General features: G+C 68.2%; 19 protein-coding genes. 7 read left to right on the forward strand and 12 right to left on the reverse strand.

All coding sequences use genetic code 11. The annotated features are described in order from the left end of the window. The first annotated feature begins 43 nt into the window (after positions 1-43). From HQN78_RS21025 to HQN78_RS21035, 3 genes are read left to right on the forward strand one after another with little or no spacing between them, the layout of a single operon-like run. On the forward strand, positions 44-658 hold the full coding sequence (locus HQN78_RS21025; RefSeq protein ID WP_107800860.1) for a TetR/AcrR family transcriptional regulator: 615 nt from the start codon (positions 44-46) through the stop codon (positions 656-658). Between the two features lie 15 nt (positions 659-673). After that, positions 674-1,702: a low-specificity L-threonine aldolase gene (ltaE, locus tag HQN78_RS21030; RefSeq protein WP_107800859.1), complete on the forward strand. Its 1,029-nt coding sequence runs from the start codon at positions 674-676 to the stop codon at positions 1,700-1,702. Positions 1,703-1,756: 54 nt separating this feature from the next. Beyond that, positions 1,757-2,461 carry an ABC transporter substrate-binding protein gene (locus tag HQN78_RS21035; RefSeq protein WP_235085985.1) on the forward strand — a complete coding sequence of 235 codons (705 nt, stop codon included), beginning with the start codon at positions 1,757-1,759 and terminating at the stop codon, positions 2,459-2,461. Here the strand turns inward: HQN78_RS21035 and HQN78_RS21040 are convergent. Then, on the reverse strand, positions 2,458-3,039 hold the full coding sequence (locus tag HQN78_RS21040; RefSeq protein WP_235085987.1) for a TetR/AcrR family transcriptional regulator: 582 nt from the start codon (positions 3,037-3,039) through the stop codon (positions 2,458-2,460). The two genes, HQN78_RS21035 and HQN78_RS21040, sit on opposite strands and share 4 nt — an antisense overlap. Positions 3,040-3,145: 106 nt before the next feature. Between HQN78_RS21040 and HQN78_RS21045 the strand changes: the two genes are divergently transcribed. Beyond that, the gene (locus HQN78_RS21045) at positions 3,146-4,312 is read left to right on the forward strand and encodes a saccharopine dehydrogenase NADP-binding domain-containing protein (protein WP_235085989.1); all 1,167 of its coding nucleotides are present in this window, start codon (positions 3,146-3,148) and stop codon (positions 4,310-4,312) included. Further along, the gene (locus HQN78_RS21050) at positions 4,299-6,338 is read left to right on the forward strand and encodes a prolyl oligopeptidase family protein (RefSeq protein ID WP_235085991.1); all 2,040 of its coding nucleotides are present in this window, start codon (positions 4,299-4,301) and stop codon (positions 6,336-6,338) included. The genes HQN78_RS21045 and HQN78_RS21050 overlap by 14 nt, the downstream gene beginning before the upstream one ends. Here the strand turns inward: HQN78_RS21050 and blaOXA are convergent. Together blaOXA and HQN78_RS21060 are read right to left on the reverse strand one after the other, a co-directional pair. Continuing rightward, entirely contained in the window at positions 6,320-7,153 is an 834-nt protein-coding gene (blaOXA, locus tag HQN78_RS21055; protein ID WP_235085994.1) for a class D beta-lactamase, read from the reverse strand. The two genes, HQN78_RS21050 and blaOXA, sit on opposite strands and share 19 nt — an antisense overlap. Before the next feature lie 97 nt (positions 7,154-7,250). Beyond that, complete coding sequence (locus tag HQN78_RS21060; RefSeq protein WP_235085996.1) at positions 7,251-8,078, reverse strand: AraC family transcriptional regulator; 828 nt, start codon at positions 8,076-8,078, stop codon at positions 7,251-7,253. 107 nt (positions 8,079-8,185) lie between these two features. Here HQN78_RS21060 and HQN78_RS21065 point away from each other — a divergent pair, with 107 nt between their 5' ends. After that, positions 8,186-8,719, forward strand: a complete 534-nt coding sequence (locus HQN78_RS21065) for a carboxymuconolactone decarboxylase family protein (protein WP_235085998.1) — start codon at positions 8,186-8,188, stop codon at positions 8,717-8,719. Positions 8,720-8,814: 95 nt separating this feature from the next. Here the strand turns inward: HQN78_RS21065 and HQN78_RS21070 are convergent, their stop codons facing one another. The 3 genes from HQN78_RS21070 to soxR form a co-directional block, all read right to left on the reverse strand. Then, positions 8,815-9,249 (reverse strand): CesT family type III secretion system chaperone, encoded by a 435-nt coding sequence (locus tag HQN78_RS21070; protein WP_227105424.1) that lies wholly within the window; start codon positions 9,247-9,249, stop codon positions 8,815-8,817. A gap of 63 nt (positions 9,250-9,312) precedes the next feature. Continuing rightward, positions 9,313-10,206 carry a hypothetical protein gene (locus tag HQN78_RS21075; protein ID WP_235086000.1) on the reverse strand — a complete coding sequence of 298 codons (894 nt, stop codon included), beginning with the start codon at positions 10,204-10,206 and terminating at the stop codon, positions 9,313-9,315. Positions 10,207-10,421: 215 nt separating this feature from the next. Beyond that, complete coding sequence (gene soxR / locus HQN78_RS21080) at positions 10,422-10,916, reverse strand: redox-sensitive transcriptional activator SoxR (RefSeq protein ID WP_235086003.1); 495 nt, start codon at positions 10,914-10,916, stop codon at positions 10,422-10,424. Positions 10,917-10,988: 72 nt separating this feature from the next. Here soxR and HQN78_RS21085 point away from each other — a divergent pair, with 72 nt between their 5' ends. After that, positions 10,989-11,999: a questin oxidase family protein gene (locus HQN78_RS21085; protein ID WP_235086005.1), complete on the forward strand. Its 1,011-nt coding sequence runs from the start codon at positions 10,989-10,991 to the stop codon at positions 11,997-11,999. Between the two features lies 1 nt (position 12,000). On the opposite strand, the gene HQN78_RS21090 is transcribed toward HQN78_RS21085, so the two are convergent. From HQN78_RS21090 to HQN78_RS21115, 6 genes are all read right to left on the reverse strand, one after another. After that, complete coding sequence (locus tag HQN78_RS21090; protein WP_235086007.1) at positions 12,001-12,525, reverse strand: hypothetical protein; 525 nt, start codon at positions 12,523-12,525, stop codon at positions 12,001-12,003. Further along, positions 12,522-13,217: a hypothetical protein gene (locus HQN78_RS21095; protein ID WP_227105414.1), complete on the reverse strand. Its 696-nt coding sequence runs from the start codon at positions 13,215-13,217 to the stop codon at positions 12,522-12,524. The genes HQN78_RS21090 and HQN78_RS21095 overlap by 4 nt, the downstream gene beginning before the upstream one ends. Then, positions 13,174-13,761: a type III secretion apparatus protein OrgA/MxiK gene (locus HQN78_RS21100; RefSeq protein ID WP_107800846.1), complete on the reverse strand. Its 588-nt coding sequence runs from the start codon at positions 13,759-13,761 to the stop codon at positions 13,174-13,176. Before HQN78_RS21100 ends, HQN78_RS21095 begins: the two co-directional genes overlap by 44 nt. Further along, positions 13,754-14,509: an EscJ/YscJ/HrcJ family type III secretion inner membrane ring protein gene (locus tag HQN78_RS21105; RefSeq protein ID WP_235086009.1), complete on the reverse strand. Its 756-nt coding sequence runs from the start codon at positions 14,507-14,509 to the stop codon at positions 13,754-13,756. The genes HQN78_RS21100 and HQN78_RS21105 overlap by 8 nt, the downstream gene beginning before the upstream one ends. After that, on the reverse strand, positions 14,506-14,733 hold the full coding sequence (gene sctI, locus HQN78_RS21110) for a type III secretion system inner rod subunit SctI (RefSeq protein ID WP_235086011.1): 228 nt from the start codon (positions 14,731-14,733) through the stop codon (positions 14,506-14,508). The genes HQN78_RS21105 and sctI overlap by 4 nt, the downstream gene beginning before the upstream one ends. 119 nt (positions 14,734-14,852) lie before the next feature. Beyond that, positions 14,853-15,101 (reverse strand): type III secretion system needle complex protein, encoded by a 249-nt coding sequence (locus HQN78_RS21115; protein ID WP_107732058.1) that lies wholly within the window; start codon positions 15,099-15,101, stop codon positions 14,853-14,855. Positions 15,102-15,111: the final 10 nt, after the last annotated feature.

Genomic DNA, 15,111 nt, shown 5'->3' on the forward strand with positions numbered 1-15,111 from the left:
CCCATGACCGCGGCGCAAGCCTTCCTCCCTTACGGACCGCCGCATGCCCATGATTCCGCAAGCCCGCAAACAGCCCAGCCAAGCCCGCTCCCGCCATGTGGTGGCCGCCATTCTGGAGGCGGCGGCTCGCATTCTGGAGCGCGACGGCTACGCCGGGCTGAGCACCAACAAGGCGGCGGAGCTGGCCGGCGTCGGCATCGGCTCCTTGTACCAGTACTTCCCCAACAAGCAGGCGCTGGTGGCGGCCTTGCACCGCCGCCACGGTGAGGAAACCCTGGCCACGGTGCGGGAGGCCTTGCGGCTGAGCGCCGGCCTGCCGTGGCCGGCGCAGCTGGAGAGCCTGGTGTCCGCCTGCCTGCGCCTGCATCTGGCCGCGCCCGGGCTGCATCGGGTATTGGAACGGGAGTGGCCGCAGTTCGACCCGCCGCCGGCGGACAATCCCTTGGACGCGGCGCTGCTGGACTGCGTGGCCGAGTGGCTGGCCGCCCGCGGCCTGCCCGCCGAGCGCGCGCCGCGCCTGCTGCGGATGGCGGACAGCCTGATTCACGGCTTGGCGTTGGAAGACGCGCCGGACGAGGCGGAACTGACGCGCTGCGTCGCGGCGGCCTTGGCCGCCTATCTGACCTTGCCGCGGCAAGACCCCGAGATTTCCCCTTAAGAGAAGGAGTTGACCATGCAATGGATTGATGTGCGCAGCGATACCGTGACCCAGCCGACGCCGGCGATGCGCGAGGCGATGTTCAACGCCGAGGTGGGCGACGACGTCTACGGCGACGATCCCACGGTGCAAGCGCTGGAACAGCTGGCCGCGGAGAAGCTGGGCAAGGAGGCGGCGCTGTTCGTGCCCACCGGCAATTTCGGCAACCAACTGGCCATCTTCACCCACTGCCAGCGCGGCGACGAGGTGATTCTGGAAGAGAGCTGCCACATCGTCTGGCACGAAACCGGCGGCGCGGCGGTGATAGGCGGCGTGCAGTTGCGCGCCGTCGCCGGCGTGGACGGGGTGATGGCGCCGGAGGCGATAGAGCAGCGCATCCGCGTCGGCGAGGACATCCACTGGCCGCGCACCGGCTTGATCTGTCTGGAAAACGCGCACTGCAACGGCCGCGTGATTCCCTTGGCGGCGATGGCCGCCAGCGCGGAAGTGGCGCGCCGCCACCAGGTGCCGGTGCATCTGGACGGCGCGCGCATCTTCAACGCCGCCGCCCATCTGGGCTGCGAGGCGCGCGAGATCGCCCAATACGCCGACACGGTGATGTTCTGTCTGTCCAAGGGCCTGGCCGCGCCGGTGGGCTCCATTCTGGCCGGCAGCGCCGATTTCATCGCCCGCGCGCGCCGGAACCGCAAGCTGCTGGGCGGCGGCATGCGCCAGGCCGGGGTGATCGCCGCGCCCGGCATCGTGGCGCTGAACGAGATGGTGGACCGGCTCAAGGACGACCACGCCAACGCCCGCTATCTGGCCGAGCGGCTGGCGGCGCTGCCCTGCGTCGAGGTGAGGCTGGAGGACGTGCACATCAATATGGTGTGGTTCCGTTTCACCGCCGACATCGATGTGGCCGAACTGATGGCCGCGCTGCGCCAGGCCGGGGTCAAGGCCAATCCGCCCGAAGGCGGCCTGATGCGCATCGTCACCCATTGGCAGGTGAGACGCGAGGACCTGGACCGGCTGGTGGAGACGCTGCAACGGGTGCTGTCCGACTGAACCGAGGCCCGGCGGCTATAAATAAGCAGCTGCGGCGTGGAAAAGGGAGGCGGAATGAAACAATGGCTGGGCGCCTGCTGCGCCGCGCTGGCCTGCGGCGGGGCCCCGGCGGGGGCTCTGGACGAAGTGCGCTTGTTCAGCAGCGGCGATCCGCCCTATGTGGAACTGGGGCCGGACGGCCGGATCAGCGGCGGGCTGGCGGTGGCGCCGGTCCTGGCGATCCTGGGCAAGCTCGGCCTGCCGCCGTCGCGGATTGAAACGGTGCCGTGGGCGCGCGCCTACGAGGAGGCCAAGACTCGGCCGGGCGCGGCGATCTTTCCCATCGCCAAGACCCGGGAGCGGCTCAAACATCTGAACTTCGCCGTCAAGCTGCTGGATTCCGACGTGTATTTTTATCAGCTGGCGTCGCGACGCGACATCCAGGCGCCGACGCTGGCGGCGGCCAAGCGCTATTCGGTGTGCGTGGTGCTGGGGGATTACCGGCAGGAGTACCTGAAGGAAGAAGGTTTTCCAAGACTGGACCCGACCTCGGACTCCAGCATCAACGTCAAAAAGCTGGTGTCCGGCCGCTGCGATCTGCTGCCCGCCACCGAGATCGGCATGCGCAGCAAGCTCAAGTCCCTGGGGCTGGACGCGTCGCTGGTGCGACGCGGCATGAAGCTGGCGCAGCTGGACAGCGCGCTGTACGCCGCCTTCAACCGCGGCACCGCGCCGGCGGTGATCGCCCGTTTCAAGGCCGCCGCGCGGAGCGCGGATTAGGCCTTGGCAGGCGGCAGCGGCAAGGCCGCCAAGGCCAGCGCGGCGTCTACGGCATGGCGCTGGGCTTGCGGCGCCAGCGTTTGCTCCCGGCCGTTGCCGCGCAGAATGGAGAGGCCTTCGATCAAGGCGACGATGAGCGCCGCGCGCTCCCTGACGACACTGTTGGGCGCGTCCGTCTGAGCCTCGCGGCGCAGCAGCGCGCAAACCCGGTCGGTATAGCCGGCGTAGAAGGTCTTGAGCGCCGCATCGGCGGCCTCGTTGCGGCTGGACAGCGCCCACAGCTCCCAGAGCAAGGCGCAGCCGCCGTGTTGAAGCTGGGTCGCCAGCACAAAGTCCAGCGCGCCGGCCAGGCTGGCGGGCGCGTCCAGCATCAGTTCATCCCAGTCTTCCAGGTAACGAACCATGACGCCTTCCATCACCGCGTCGATATTCTTGAAGTAGTACTGGACATGGCTGATGCCCACCCCGGCTTCCGCCGCGATGGCGCGCATGCGGAAGCCCTGCCCGCCGTCGCGGGTCAGCACCCGCATCGCCGCGCGCAGAATCGCTTCCCGTCTTTCCTCTCCTTTGGCCGACATCTTTCCTCCTTCGTGATCGTCCGGCATGGCTGAAGCGCCAGTTTAATTGTTCAAACGACCAAGTTCATGTTTTAATATTGGTCAATTGACCAAAACTGAGGTGGGCATGACTTCTTCCAGCGTTGTTCTTGTCGGCGGCAGCGGCGTGGTGGGCGCGCAAGTGGCGTCTTTACTGGCGCGGCGCAGGCCGGATCTCAAGCTCGTCATCGCCGGCCGTCGTCTAGACGCGGCTCGGGCGGTGGCGCAGCGATATGGCGCCGAGGCGATGGCGATGGACGTGGACGCGCCGGCGCTGCCGGAGGCTCACAAGGGCGCGCTCATCGTGGGCTTGGTCAACGATGCGCATGACCGGCTGTTGCGCCTGGCCCTGGCCCAAGGTCACGCCTACCTTGACGTCACCCGCTGGACGGAGCGGCTGAAGCAGGCCTTGCTGACGACGGCCGCCTACGGGCCTCCCCGCGCGCCGGTGGTCTTGTCATCGGCCTGGATGGCCGGCGCGGCCAGCCTGGCGGCGCGCGACGCGGCGAGGGCCGTCGCCGAGGTCGAGCGCGTCGGCATCGACATCCTGTTCGCGATGGCGGATCAGGCGGGGCCGAATTCGACCGCATACATGGACCGCCTATCCGAACCGTTCCACACCATGGAAGGGGGGAAGTGGGTCAAGCGCGGCGGTTTTCTCGATGGCCGCGTCGCGGACTTCGGCGCCGCCGGCCGTCACCGGGTTTACCGTTTCGATACCCCGGATCAAGCGAATCTGCCCGCCATCGTCGGCGCCGCGCAGGTGGATGCGCGCATCGGCTTCGACGACGGCAAAGCCACTGCCTTGCTGCATGTGCTGGTGCGCAGCGGCGTATGGCGGCTGCTGTCGCGGCCGATGTTCAACAGCGCGCGGCAGGCGCTGCTCTACAACCCCGGGCCGGGCGCGGCTCACCGCATCCGCATTGCCGTCGAGGGCAAGGACGCCGCCGGCAGGCCGTGCGGAAAAACCGTGCAACTGGCGGACCCTTTGGGACAAGCGCATCTGACGGCCTTGGGCGCTGTTTTGCAGATCGAGCATCTATTGGGGGCGGACGCGCCGCCCGCCGGCGTCTATCTGGGGGAAGCGTTGCTGGACCCCGAGCACGCCTGCCGCCAGCTGCGGGGGAGGGGGTGGAGATCAGCGCGGTCTGAACTTCGGGCGCAGCGGGCATGGCGCATTTGGCGTTGGCGGCGCGGGGTGCTAACCTCGCGGCCATTGATCCGCAATTGTGATGACGCCGATGTCCGACTATAACGCCCTCGATTCCCACGCCTGGCTGGAAAACCTGGACGATCCCGCCGCCGCCGAATGGGTGGCCGAGCAGAACGCGCGCGCGCAGGCGCGGCTGGACGCCGACCCGCGTTTCGCCGGCCTGCGCGACGAAATCCTCGCCCATCTGCGCGATACCCGCCAGATCCCGTTCTGCGCCGAGCATGAGGGCTGGCTGTACAACTTCCACCAGGACGAAGCCCATCCGCGCGGCATTTACCGCCGCAGCACGCTGGCGGCCTACCGCGCCGCCGAGCAGGACTGGCAGACGGTGCTGGACATCGACGCGCTGGCCGACGAGGCCGGCGAGGACTGGTATCTGGACGGGGTGTCCCACTGCACGCTGGCGCCGCTGCAAGCCATGGTGCACCTGGCCGCGGGCGGCGGCGACGCCGGCATCGCGCGCGAATACGATCTGGCCGCCGGCGCGTGGCGGCCGGACGGTTTCAGTTTTCCGGAAGGCAAGAGCCATGTGGCCTGGCGCGATCCGGACAGCGCCTGGGCCTGCCCCGGCTGGCCGGGCGCGCCGCTGACCCGTTCCGGCTATCCGCGCGAAGTGTGGCTGGTGGAGCGCGGCGAGGAAGGGCGGCATGCCTGGAGCCAGGTGTTCTCCGCCGGCGAAGACGCGATGATGGTGGCCGCCTGGCGTTTCCTCGACGCCGACGGCGCGACGCTGGACCTGATCGAGTGCTCGGACAGCTTCTACAGCAAGACCTACCATCTGATCGACGAAGCGCTGGAAACCCACGCGCTGCCCTTGCCGCCCAAGGCGGAGCTGGAGGCCTATCTGCACGGCGATCTGATCGTCAAGCTGGCCGAGGACTGGGACGCCGCCGGGACCCGCTATCCGGCCGGCGCCTTGCTGGCGGTGGCGCTGGAGCCGCTGCGGCAGGGACGGATAGACGCGCAATTGCTGGTGGCGCCGCAGCCTCGGCTGGCGGTGGAGTCGGTGGAGACCACCCGCGCCAGCGTGGTGGTCAATCTGCTGGACCAGGTCAAGAGCCGGCTGCTGGCCTTCGACAAGATCGACGGCGTCTGGTGCGAGCGCGCGCTGCCCACGCCCAGCGGCGGGGTGATCGAGTTCGCCGACCAGCCCTGGGACAGCGATATCCTGTGCTACAGCTTCAGCGATTTCCTGACCCCCACCGGCCTGTACCGGCTGGACGTGGCCAGCGGCCAGCAGGAATGCCTGCGTCGTCAGCCGGAGGCTTTCGATCCGGCCGACTTCGTCGCCGAGCAATGGCAGGCACGCGCGCCGGACGGCGAAAGCATTCCCTATTTCGTGGTGCGCCGCCGCGACGCGCCGCTGGACGGCGCCACGCCCACCTTGCTGTACGGCTACGGCGGCTTCGAAGTGCCGATGATGCCTTACTACGTGGAGAACTTCGGCCCGCACTGGCTGCAACGCGGCGGCGCCTTCGCGCTGGCCTGCATCCGCGGCGGCGGCGAGTTCGGCCCCGGCTGGCACCAGGCGGCGCAGGGCGTGAACCGCCAAGTGGGCTTCGACGACTTCATCGCGGTGGCGGAAGACATGGTGGCGCGCGGCCTGACCGCGCCGGCCAAGCTGGGCATAGAGGGCGGCAGCAACGGCGGCCTGCTGGTGGGCGCCTGCATGACGCAGCGGCCGGAATTATTCGGCGCGGTGGTGTGCGAAGTGCCGCTGCTGGACATGCTGCGCTACACCGAGCTGCTGGCCGGCGCCAGCTGGATAGACGAATACGGCGATCCGGAGGATCCGGCGCAGCGGCCGGCGCTGGAGGCGTATTCGCCCTACCACCGGCTACGCGGCGATCTGGCCTATCCGCTGGCCCTGTTCACCACCAGCGCCAAGGACGACCGCGTGCACCCGGCGCATGCGCGCAAGATGGTGGCGCGGATGCGGGAGCTGGGCCACGACGCGCTGCTGCTGGAAACCGAGGCCGGCGGCCATAGCGGCAACGCCGGCCAGGAGCAGACCGCGCAGGAGTTGGCGCGGGTGCTGGTCTATCTGTATCAGCGGCTGATGGATTGAGCGGGGGCGGACGCTGCGGCGAGCGCCGGCAATTCCTCCAGGAAGGCCGCGCGCGAGCGCACGCCGGCGGTGCCCGGCTCTTTCTTGTCGTCCTGGATCAGGCGCACGAAGACCAGCGAGCGTTCGCCCTTATTGGCCCAGCCCACGTACCAGCCGTACGGATGTTCCTCGTCGAACTCGCCGTCCGCCTTGCGCGGATAAGCCATGCCGGTCTTGCCGTGCGCCTGCCAGCCGTCCGCCGCCGCGCTGGTTTCCACGATCTTCATCGTCAGTTCCTGCGCGTGTTTGGACACCGGCAGTTCAAGATTGACCAGCTTGCGCAGGAAGGCCAGCTGCTCCAGCGGCGACACCTGCAGCGAGGAGGCGATCCAGGCGCGTTCCAGTCCATTGTGCTTGCCCGGGTCGCCGCTGAAGTCGGCGTTGCCGTAGCCGAAGGCGTCGGCGTAGCGTCCTAGCTTCTCCTCGCCCAGCGACTGGGCGATCTGCTGCGAATACCACACCACCGAATACTTCAGCCAGCGCACCGGATCGGTGGGCTGTTTCCAGTTGTCGCCGCCCCAGTCCACATAGCCGTCCCGGTAGGGCAGGGCCGGCTGGTGTTCGCTCTTGAGGAAGCCGGAATCGAAGCCCATCACGCTGAGCGGAATCTTGAACGTGGAGGCCGGGGTGTAGCGTTGTTCGCAGCTGCCTTGTCGCAGCAGGATGTCGCCGCTCTTGGCGTCGGCCAGCAGCGTGCATAGCGTGGCGGCGTGGACGGGCAGACTGAATAGGCCGGCGCAGAGCAGCGCGGCGCCGGCGAGGCGTGGTGTGTTCATGAAGTTTCCCTTGATGGATTCAGCGCGGCATCCCATTGGACCGCGCGGTCTGAAGTCAGATGGGGCGCCGGATTCCAAAGTTCCACGCGCGGGCCGCTCAGGAGGCCGCTTGCCGCTTCAGCCAATCGCTGGGCGGCAGCCCCAGCCTCTGGGCAAACACCCGGCTGAGCGCGGCGGGGCTGGCGTAGCCCACTTGCGCGGCGATGCGTTTGATCGGCTGGCCCTGGCGCAGCTGATGACGGACGACGGCCAGCCGCCAGTCGGTCAGATAATCCAGCGGGGCGAGGCCGACTTGTTGCCGGAAGCGGGCGGCGAAACGCGCGCGCGACATGCCGGCCTGCTCCGCCAGCAGTTCCACGGTCCAGCCGCGCTCCGGCCGCGCGTGGATGGCGTTGACGGCGCGCGCCAATTTGGGGTCGGACATGGCGGCGAAGATGCCGCTGTGGATCTGGCCGCCGTCTATCACCACGCGTATCGCCTGGATCAAGAAATACTCCATCAAACGATCCAGCGCCGCCTGGCGGGCGAAGCGTTCGGAGAAGGCCTCGTCGAACAGCAGCCGCAGCGTGGGCAGCAGGCTGGGCGTATCGTCCAGATACAGCACCAGGCATTCCGGCAGCGCCAGCGCCAGCGGCCCGCCGGTCTGGAAGCCCAGGTCCAGCTTGGCGCAGACCAAGTCGGCGCCGCGCTCGCCCTCCGGCAGCAGGATGTGGGCGCTGGGGCGGGGAAACAGCAAGGCGCAGGGGCGGTCGGTGTCCAGCACCAGGACGTCGCGCAAGGTGCAGCGCAGGCGGCCGCCCTTGAGCAGATGCAGATGACCGGCCATTGCGCCAGGGTCGAAGTCCGCCAGATGGCATAGATTGCCATGATGGAATACGCGCGCGGAGAAGGCGCTTTGCTGCAGCAAGGGCGTCAACAGGTCCATTTCGATACGATCTGCAAAGTTTTCGAGACGATAGGTTTCTGATTGTATTGCAAGATGACTTCTGTACAGTCCCCATCGTCGTTCAACTCGAGAGTCAGGAGCCCATCATGCCCCGCATCCCCACCGTAGACCGCCATCAAGCCAGCCCGGAACTGAGCGCCACCCTGGAGGCCGTCAAGGCCAAGCTGGGCAAGGTGCCCAATCTGTTCGCCACCTTCGCCCAGTCTCCGGCGGTGTTGAACGCTTATCTGGGCTTTTCCGAAGCCCTGGCCAAGGGCAAGCTCAGCGCGCGCCAGCGCGAAGTGATCGCTTTGGCGGCCGCTCAGGCCAACGCCTGCCAGTACTGCCTGTCCGCCCATACCCTGATGAGCAAGGGCGCGGGCCTGAGCGAGGCCGACATCCAGGCGGCGCGGGCCGGCCAGGCCGCCGACGCGCAGACCGCCGCGATCGCCAGGCTGACCGCGCAAATCGTCAGCCAGCGCGGCGTGTTGTCCGATCAGGAGCTGGCCGCGGCGCGCGCCGCCGGCGTCGACGACGGCCTGCTGGTGGAGGTGATCGCCGCGGTGGCGCTGAACACGCTGACCAATTACGCCAATCTGATCGCCGGCACCGAGATCGATTTCCCGGTGGTGGACTTGTAGGCGGCGCTTGCCGTTGATTGAGCGCGGCCGAGGCTTGACCGGCGTACTGGGGTATGCCGGCGGCCTCGGCCGTTTTCGTGCGGGTTTTGTCCTGCTCAGCAATGCAGCCGGGCGTGGCGCTGACGCAGCGCCTGCGGCGCGAAGGTCGACGCCGCCGGTTCCGGCGCGCGGCAGCACTGTTCGGCGCAATCGCTGATGCGCTCCAACTGCCGCTGCAGCGCGGCGGCGTCGCAATCGGCCAGCGGCTGACGGTTCCACAGCACCCAGTCCTGGCTGTGCTCGGATTGGCCGATCACCGGCTTGAGCGGATCGTCGCTGAACAGATTCTGCCGCAGCGGCGGCGCGTCCGTTTGCGCCTGTTGCGGCGACAGGCAGCAGAACATCAGCAACTGGCGCGCCGGCTGTTCGCTCAGGTGCACCGCGTGTTCGCCCACTTGCAAGGTGAACAGACTGTCGTCCATCCGTTCCGGCGGCTGCAGGGACAGAGACTGGCAAAGCTGGGCGACGGCGTGTTGGAAAGGCGTGGACATGGTTTTTCTTTTTTGGATGAGGGAAGGGAAGCCGGCCGCGAGCGGCGGCCGGCGGCATGGTGCTTACCGTCCGGCGTTCAGCTTGGCGCGCAACTCCTGCATCAGCGCGGCTTGCGGGTCCGCCGGGGCGGATGGCTCATCCTGCCAGCCTTGCAGCAGCGCTCCGCCAATCGCGGGCATGGTCTTGGCCAGTTGGAGCTCGGTCATATGCCACAGCGGCGCGGAAACCTCGATGGAGGTTTTGCTGAACGCGCTGCCGGTGCCGGCGTCGGCATGGCGATGGCTCAAGGCCAGGGTGCGCATCGCCGCGCTTCCGCACTGTTTGAGCGGCCCTTCCGGCAATTGCGACAACATCTCGCGGTGCAGGCGGGTGACGTCTGCGCCGCTGGCGTGCAGCGCGTGCAGGTCTTGATCGCTGGGCAGCGGCAATTGTTTCAGGGTGTCCTTGATGAGCGCGGCAATCTCGATGTGGCTGAGCGAGTCCGGCGCCATCTCTCCATTCGCCATCTGTTGTTTCACGTTCTGCAATTTCTCGTGCGATGCCGGCACGCGGAAGGCGCCGTCCATATTGCGCTTATCCGCCAGGCTGGCCTGGAACGTGTCGCACAGGCGGCAGAAATTGGCGGCGAACGACGCGGTGAGAGGAGACACGGGCGCTTGCTGCGCGCTGGCCGCGGCCGGCTTGGCCTGGCCTGTCAGCTTGCGCACCCAGTCCGGGATCGCGCCGAAGAAGCGGGCGACCCGGCCGCTCAGCGGCTGGAAGAAGCGGCGCACGTCGGACAGACATTCGCTCAAGACCGCATGGGCTTTGCCGCGGCTTTCGGCGCTGTCGTCTATGCGCACCGGCTTGCCCTTGAGGCTGCCGGTCTGGGCGACGGGGGTCTCCGGGGCCTGGGCAGGGGCGTGCGAGAGGCTGGCGTTGGGCCGGACGGAGGGAAAGCCGAGAGGCAATAGCATGGTGGCGCTCCAGTGGCGTTGAAATGGGCGCTATTACACCGTGCCGTTGCGACAGCGGCTTTCAGGAAGCGCTCAGAACCTGTTTACGATCTGCTGCGCGTCGGCGGGATGGATAGAAATGGGCGTTGAAACCAAGCTCAAAATGCTCATGTACCACGTGTTCTCAGCCGCAACGCCTTGTCTCGCTCTTGCTCGCGAGACTTTAGAACAGACTCTCAGCCTGGTGGTTGGCCCGGCGCTTCCGCCGGCGGTTCGCCTATCAGGTAACGCGGTCCGTCGCCCAGGCTGGCCGCGCAGTCGCCGGGGTTGTACAGCGCGCACTGGCTCAGCGACAGGCAGCCGCAGCCTATGCAGTTGCCCAGCCGGTCTCGCAGCCGGGTCAGCTCGTCTATGCGCTGCTGCAAACGCGGCAGCCAGTCCGCGGACAAGGCCTCCCAGTCGCGCGGGGTCGGCGTGCGCTGGCTGGGCAGCGCGGCCAGCGAACCGCGGATGTCGTCCAGGCTGATGCCGACGATCTGGGCCGCGCGGATGAAGGCGACGCGGCGCAGCGCGTCGCGCGGGTAGCGGCGTTGGCCGCCGGCGGAGCGGGCGCTGTGCAGCAGGCCCTGGGTTTCGTAGTAGCGCAGGGCGCTGGCGGCGACGCCGGAACGGCTCGCCAGCTCGCCTATGCTGAGCCAGGGAGAAGGTTTGGCCATGGGGGCTGCGGGCATGCGCGGACTCGCTTGACTTAAAGTTGACTTTAACTTTTATCGTAAGCGCATGGATTTTTCAAGGAGGACGCCATGAACGCGCCAAGCCGTCACACTGAACTGCATGCCTTGTTGGACGCCAACCATGAGTTTTCGCTGATGCACAGCGACACCACCAACCATTGCCCGATGGCGCTGACCGCGCTGGCGGAAATGGGAGCGGAGCCGCATCAGCTGCGGGCATTCTTCGACTTCTGGGAGAGCGAGCGCGCCGAGCCGGCGGAACCGGTGGAATACGATATCGGCTGGGGCCGCTGGGACGCGGCCTTGGGGCGGCTGGACGCCTTCCCGGCGCTGCTCCGGGTGATGGAGGAGCGGGTGGCGGCGCGCGGGGTGGAGGACACCGCGCGGCAAGTGTTGGCCAGCCTGCCGTTCTCGCCGGGCGGGGGCGCCTTCCATCCGCTGATCCGCCTGGCCTTCGCCCTGCGCGCCGGCCACGCCGGCGAAGCGGCGGCGGGGCTGGCCTATTATCTGAGCGGCTATCTGCGCCTGCCCGCCGGCCTGGACGCGCAAGCGCCGGCGGCTTCGGCGGAGGACGGGCTGGCGCGGCTGTCGCGGGCGCTGGCCGGCTGGAACAGCCCGGATTACTGGATACACGATCGCTTCGACGCGGTGTTGGCCGATCCGCGCTTCGCCGCCGCCTTGCCCAGTGCGCCGCAAACGCCGGACTGGCTGGACGCGCTGGCGCGGGCGGCGCTGCGGGTGTACTGGCAGACCGACAATTTCACCGCGCTGCACATGGTGACGGCGACGCTGGCGCTGCGCGACGTGCTGGAGCATCTGCCCGGCTTGCCGGCGGAGGATTGGTACCCGGCTTTGTGGCAGACCTTCTGCGTCGCCTATGTGTCCATCGGCGCGCCGGCGCTGGAGGCGGAGGAACTGCCGGACGCGCAGCCGGCCTGGCCCTTATTGCTGCAACGCGTGCTGAACGTGCGCAACGAGCATGTGATCAAGCTGGTGTACGCCTGCCATCGCGAGTTCCAGCGCAGCGGCGATGTCTTCTACCACGCGGCGGCGGCGCGGGCCTTGTGGGACGCGGTGTGAATCACCAGTCCTCCATCTCCTTGGGCACGCCGCCGGACATGATGGCGTCCTGCATCCATTGCTGCATCATGCCGGCAACGCCGATATTGCCCACCAGCGAGGTCATCAGCGCGGTGTGCAGCGGCGAGGCGGCGTCGATCTGTTCCAGCGTGCGCTGGATCATGTCGTTTTTCTGCTTCAAGGTGGTGAAGGCCAGTTCGCCGGTGGCCGGGTCTTTGAATTCGCCCAGCAGCTTGCCGACGGCGTCGGCGTAGCGCTGTTTGTCTTCTTGCGAGTCGGACGCCGGCGGCGACAGCTGGCGCAGCGCCGCGAGGAAGGCCACCGCCAACGGGTCGGACTGGAAGTCCGGCCATTTGTGCGGCGGCGGCTCCACTGGCTTGGCGTCGTCGGTCGCCGGGGTTTCCGTCGGCGGCGCGGCGCCGTCGGCGTTTTGCGCCGCGGCCAGCAGCCGTTGCTGCAGCGGGACGATGTCGTCGCCGGCCGCGGCGGCGCGGCCGATGGCGGAAGGGGTCAGCGAGGGGATCATTCCGGGCTCCTGTCTGCGGCGGTCAAGGCCGCCAGGTCTTGTTCCAGTTGCGCGATCAAGCCGCGCAGCGCCTGCTCCGACAAACGGCGGCAGTCCTGAGGCAAGGGCTCCAGGCATTGCAGCAACTGGCGGCTGGCCGGCTCCACGTATTGTTCCGGCGAGAATTCCGCCGCCTGGTCCGCGCAGCGCATCATGAAGCGCGTGTCGGCGTGATAGTCGATCTGGATGGCGCCGGGCCAGTTTTCCGTCAGCAGCGTCATCAACTGCGGCTGCAGCGCGCGGGCGCGCTTGGGCAGCTGCAGATAGAGGGTGGCGTCCGGCTGATCCAGGCCGCGCAGCCATTCGTCCAGCAGCAGCAGCAGGGTGTCCGGATGGTCCACCGCGGCGCTCAGCATGGCGCGGGCCTCTTGCTCCAGCCGCTCCCGCCAGTTCCAGGCCATGGCCTGGCCGGCGGCCAGATGGGCGGCCGCGTGTTCCAGCGCGGCGAGCATGCCTTGCTGATAGCCGTCCTGGCAGGCTTGCCGGCGCAGGGCTTCGGCCTGGCGCTCGGCGTCGCGCAGCACGCGCTGCGCCTGTTGTCGCGCCTCGCGTTCCAGCTGATCGGCGCGTTCGGCTCGGCGCAGCTGGCCGCGGCGCACCAGCACGCCTTCAGCGGCGGTCGGAGGGCGGGATGTGGGGATGTCTCTGGGCATGTTGTAGGGCCAAGGTCAGAATCAGGGCGTCGGCGGGCGGCTGCGGCGGCGCGGCGTCGGCCTCCGGCGGGAACTGCAGCGGCAAGCGTTGCGCCAAGGGGCGCGGCAGACGCTCGCGCCAGGCCTGCAGGCGGCCGTAGCCGGTCAGCAGCAGCGCGCCGTGGCTGAGCGCCGGCCGCTGCGCGGCGGCGGCGTCCGGCGGCAGCGCCACGGCGGCGAAGTCCTGCGCCCAGTCCGGCAGCCGCAGCAGGCCCGCCTGCCAGCCCAGGCCGGCGCGCAGCGCGTGGCAACCCAGCAAATAGGCGGTTTGCGGCAAGCGCCGCCAGTGGCGCAGCCATTGCCGCGCCAGCGGGTCCAACTGGGCGTCGGCGCAGTCGCTGTCCAGCCGATAGGCGGAGATCAGCAGCTCATTGGCCGCCGCGCGCGCGGCGGCGGAGGCGGTCAGCGCCGGCGGCAGAACCAAGCGCCGCGGGTGCAGATAGGCCAGCGGGTCGTACAGCAGCGCTTGCAGCGCCGGCGAGCGGGCCGCGGGCCGGCTACTCATGTCCGGCCTGCGGCTCGGCGGCCGGCGGCTCGGCGACGGGTTTGGGCGCGCGGCGCTGCCACAGCCAGGCCGCCGCCGCGCCCAGGAGGGCGATCAGCGCCACGCCGGCCATCAGCCAGCTCAGGCCGGAGCCGCGCTCTTCCGCCGGCGCGGTGGGCGCCTGCTGCTGCGCCTCGCTGCGCCGCGACAGCACCACCGAGATATTGTCGTAATCGATGTCGGCGAAACTGTTCTTCAGGAAACGCTTGATATCGTTGACCATTTGCTCTGGGTCCACGTCGCGGTCGTACACCGCCAGCGCGGACAGGTGGATGGGTTTGGCGGCGCGGCCGCCTTCGCCGGAGTCCAGGTCGTAGCTGACGTGCACGCGCGCGGACAGCACGCCGTCCATGGTTTGCAGCGACTGCTCCAGCCGCTGCTCGATGGCGGAGTACAGCCGCGCCTTTTCCGCGCGCGGCGAGGACACCAGCGAATCCGCCGGGAACATCTGCGCCACTTCCATCCGCGGCCGCGACGGCAGGTTGTAGGCCTTCAGCCAGTCCACGGCGGCGGCGAAGTCCGGCTGCGCCACGGCGATGCTGAAGCCGGTCTTGCCGCGGTCGGTCTTGTCGGCCTCGATATTGTGGCGCTGCAAGACGGCGATCACTTCATTGGCCTGCTGCTGATCCAGGCCTTTGAGCAAGTCCTTCTGCTGGCAGCCGGTCAGCAGCAAGGCCAGCAATACGGCTTTGAAACCATGGCGGATCATGAGCGCAGCAGGCTTTCTACCGCGCCCACGGTCTTGCGGGTGAGGGTGCTGATCATGGACACCTCCAGGTTGTAATTGGAGGTGCGCTGCTGCAGCTCCATCAGCACGGCCGGATTGCTCAACAGGCCCGGCTGTTCCAGCCGTTGCAGAATGGCGTCCTTCTCCATGCCTACGCCGACGGCGTTTTGCGAGAAGGCCTGGATCAGGCGGTCGTCCAGCGACACGAGATTGTGCTCGGAGCGGGTGATGTCGCTGACCTGGGCGGTCAGCGAATCCAGAGAGAGGGCGGCGATGGGGTCATGGGCGGACTCCTGAAGCGCCGGCGCGTGGCCGGCGTCGGGGTTTAGCGGAAGTTCTGGATGATGGCCGCGTCGATGTCCTTGAACACTTTGACGGTGTTGGACTGCGCGTTGCGGTACAGGTTGTACTCGGACAGCTTGCTTTGGTAGTCGGCCAGCAACTGGGGGTTGGACGGGTTGCCGTTCAACTTTTTCAGCGCGTCGGTCAGTTCGGTTTGGAGCTTGCTGGTGCCGGTGTCGAACTCCTTGGACATGTCGCTGAGGGTCCAGTCCGGATTAGAGATAATTGGCATGGTGGTTTTC

The organism is Chromobacterium sp. Beijing (genome assembly GCF_021496765.1).
Classification (GTDB): domain Bacteria; phylum Pseudomonadota; class Gammaproteobacteria; order Burkholderiales; family Chromobacteriaceae; genus Chromobacterium.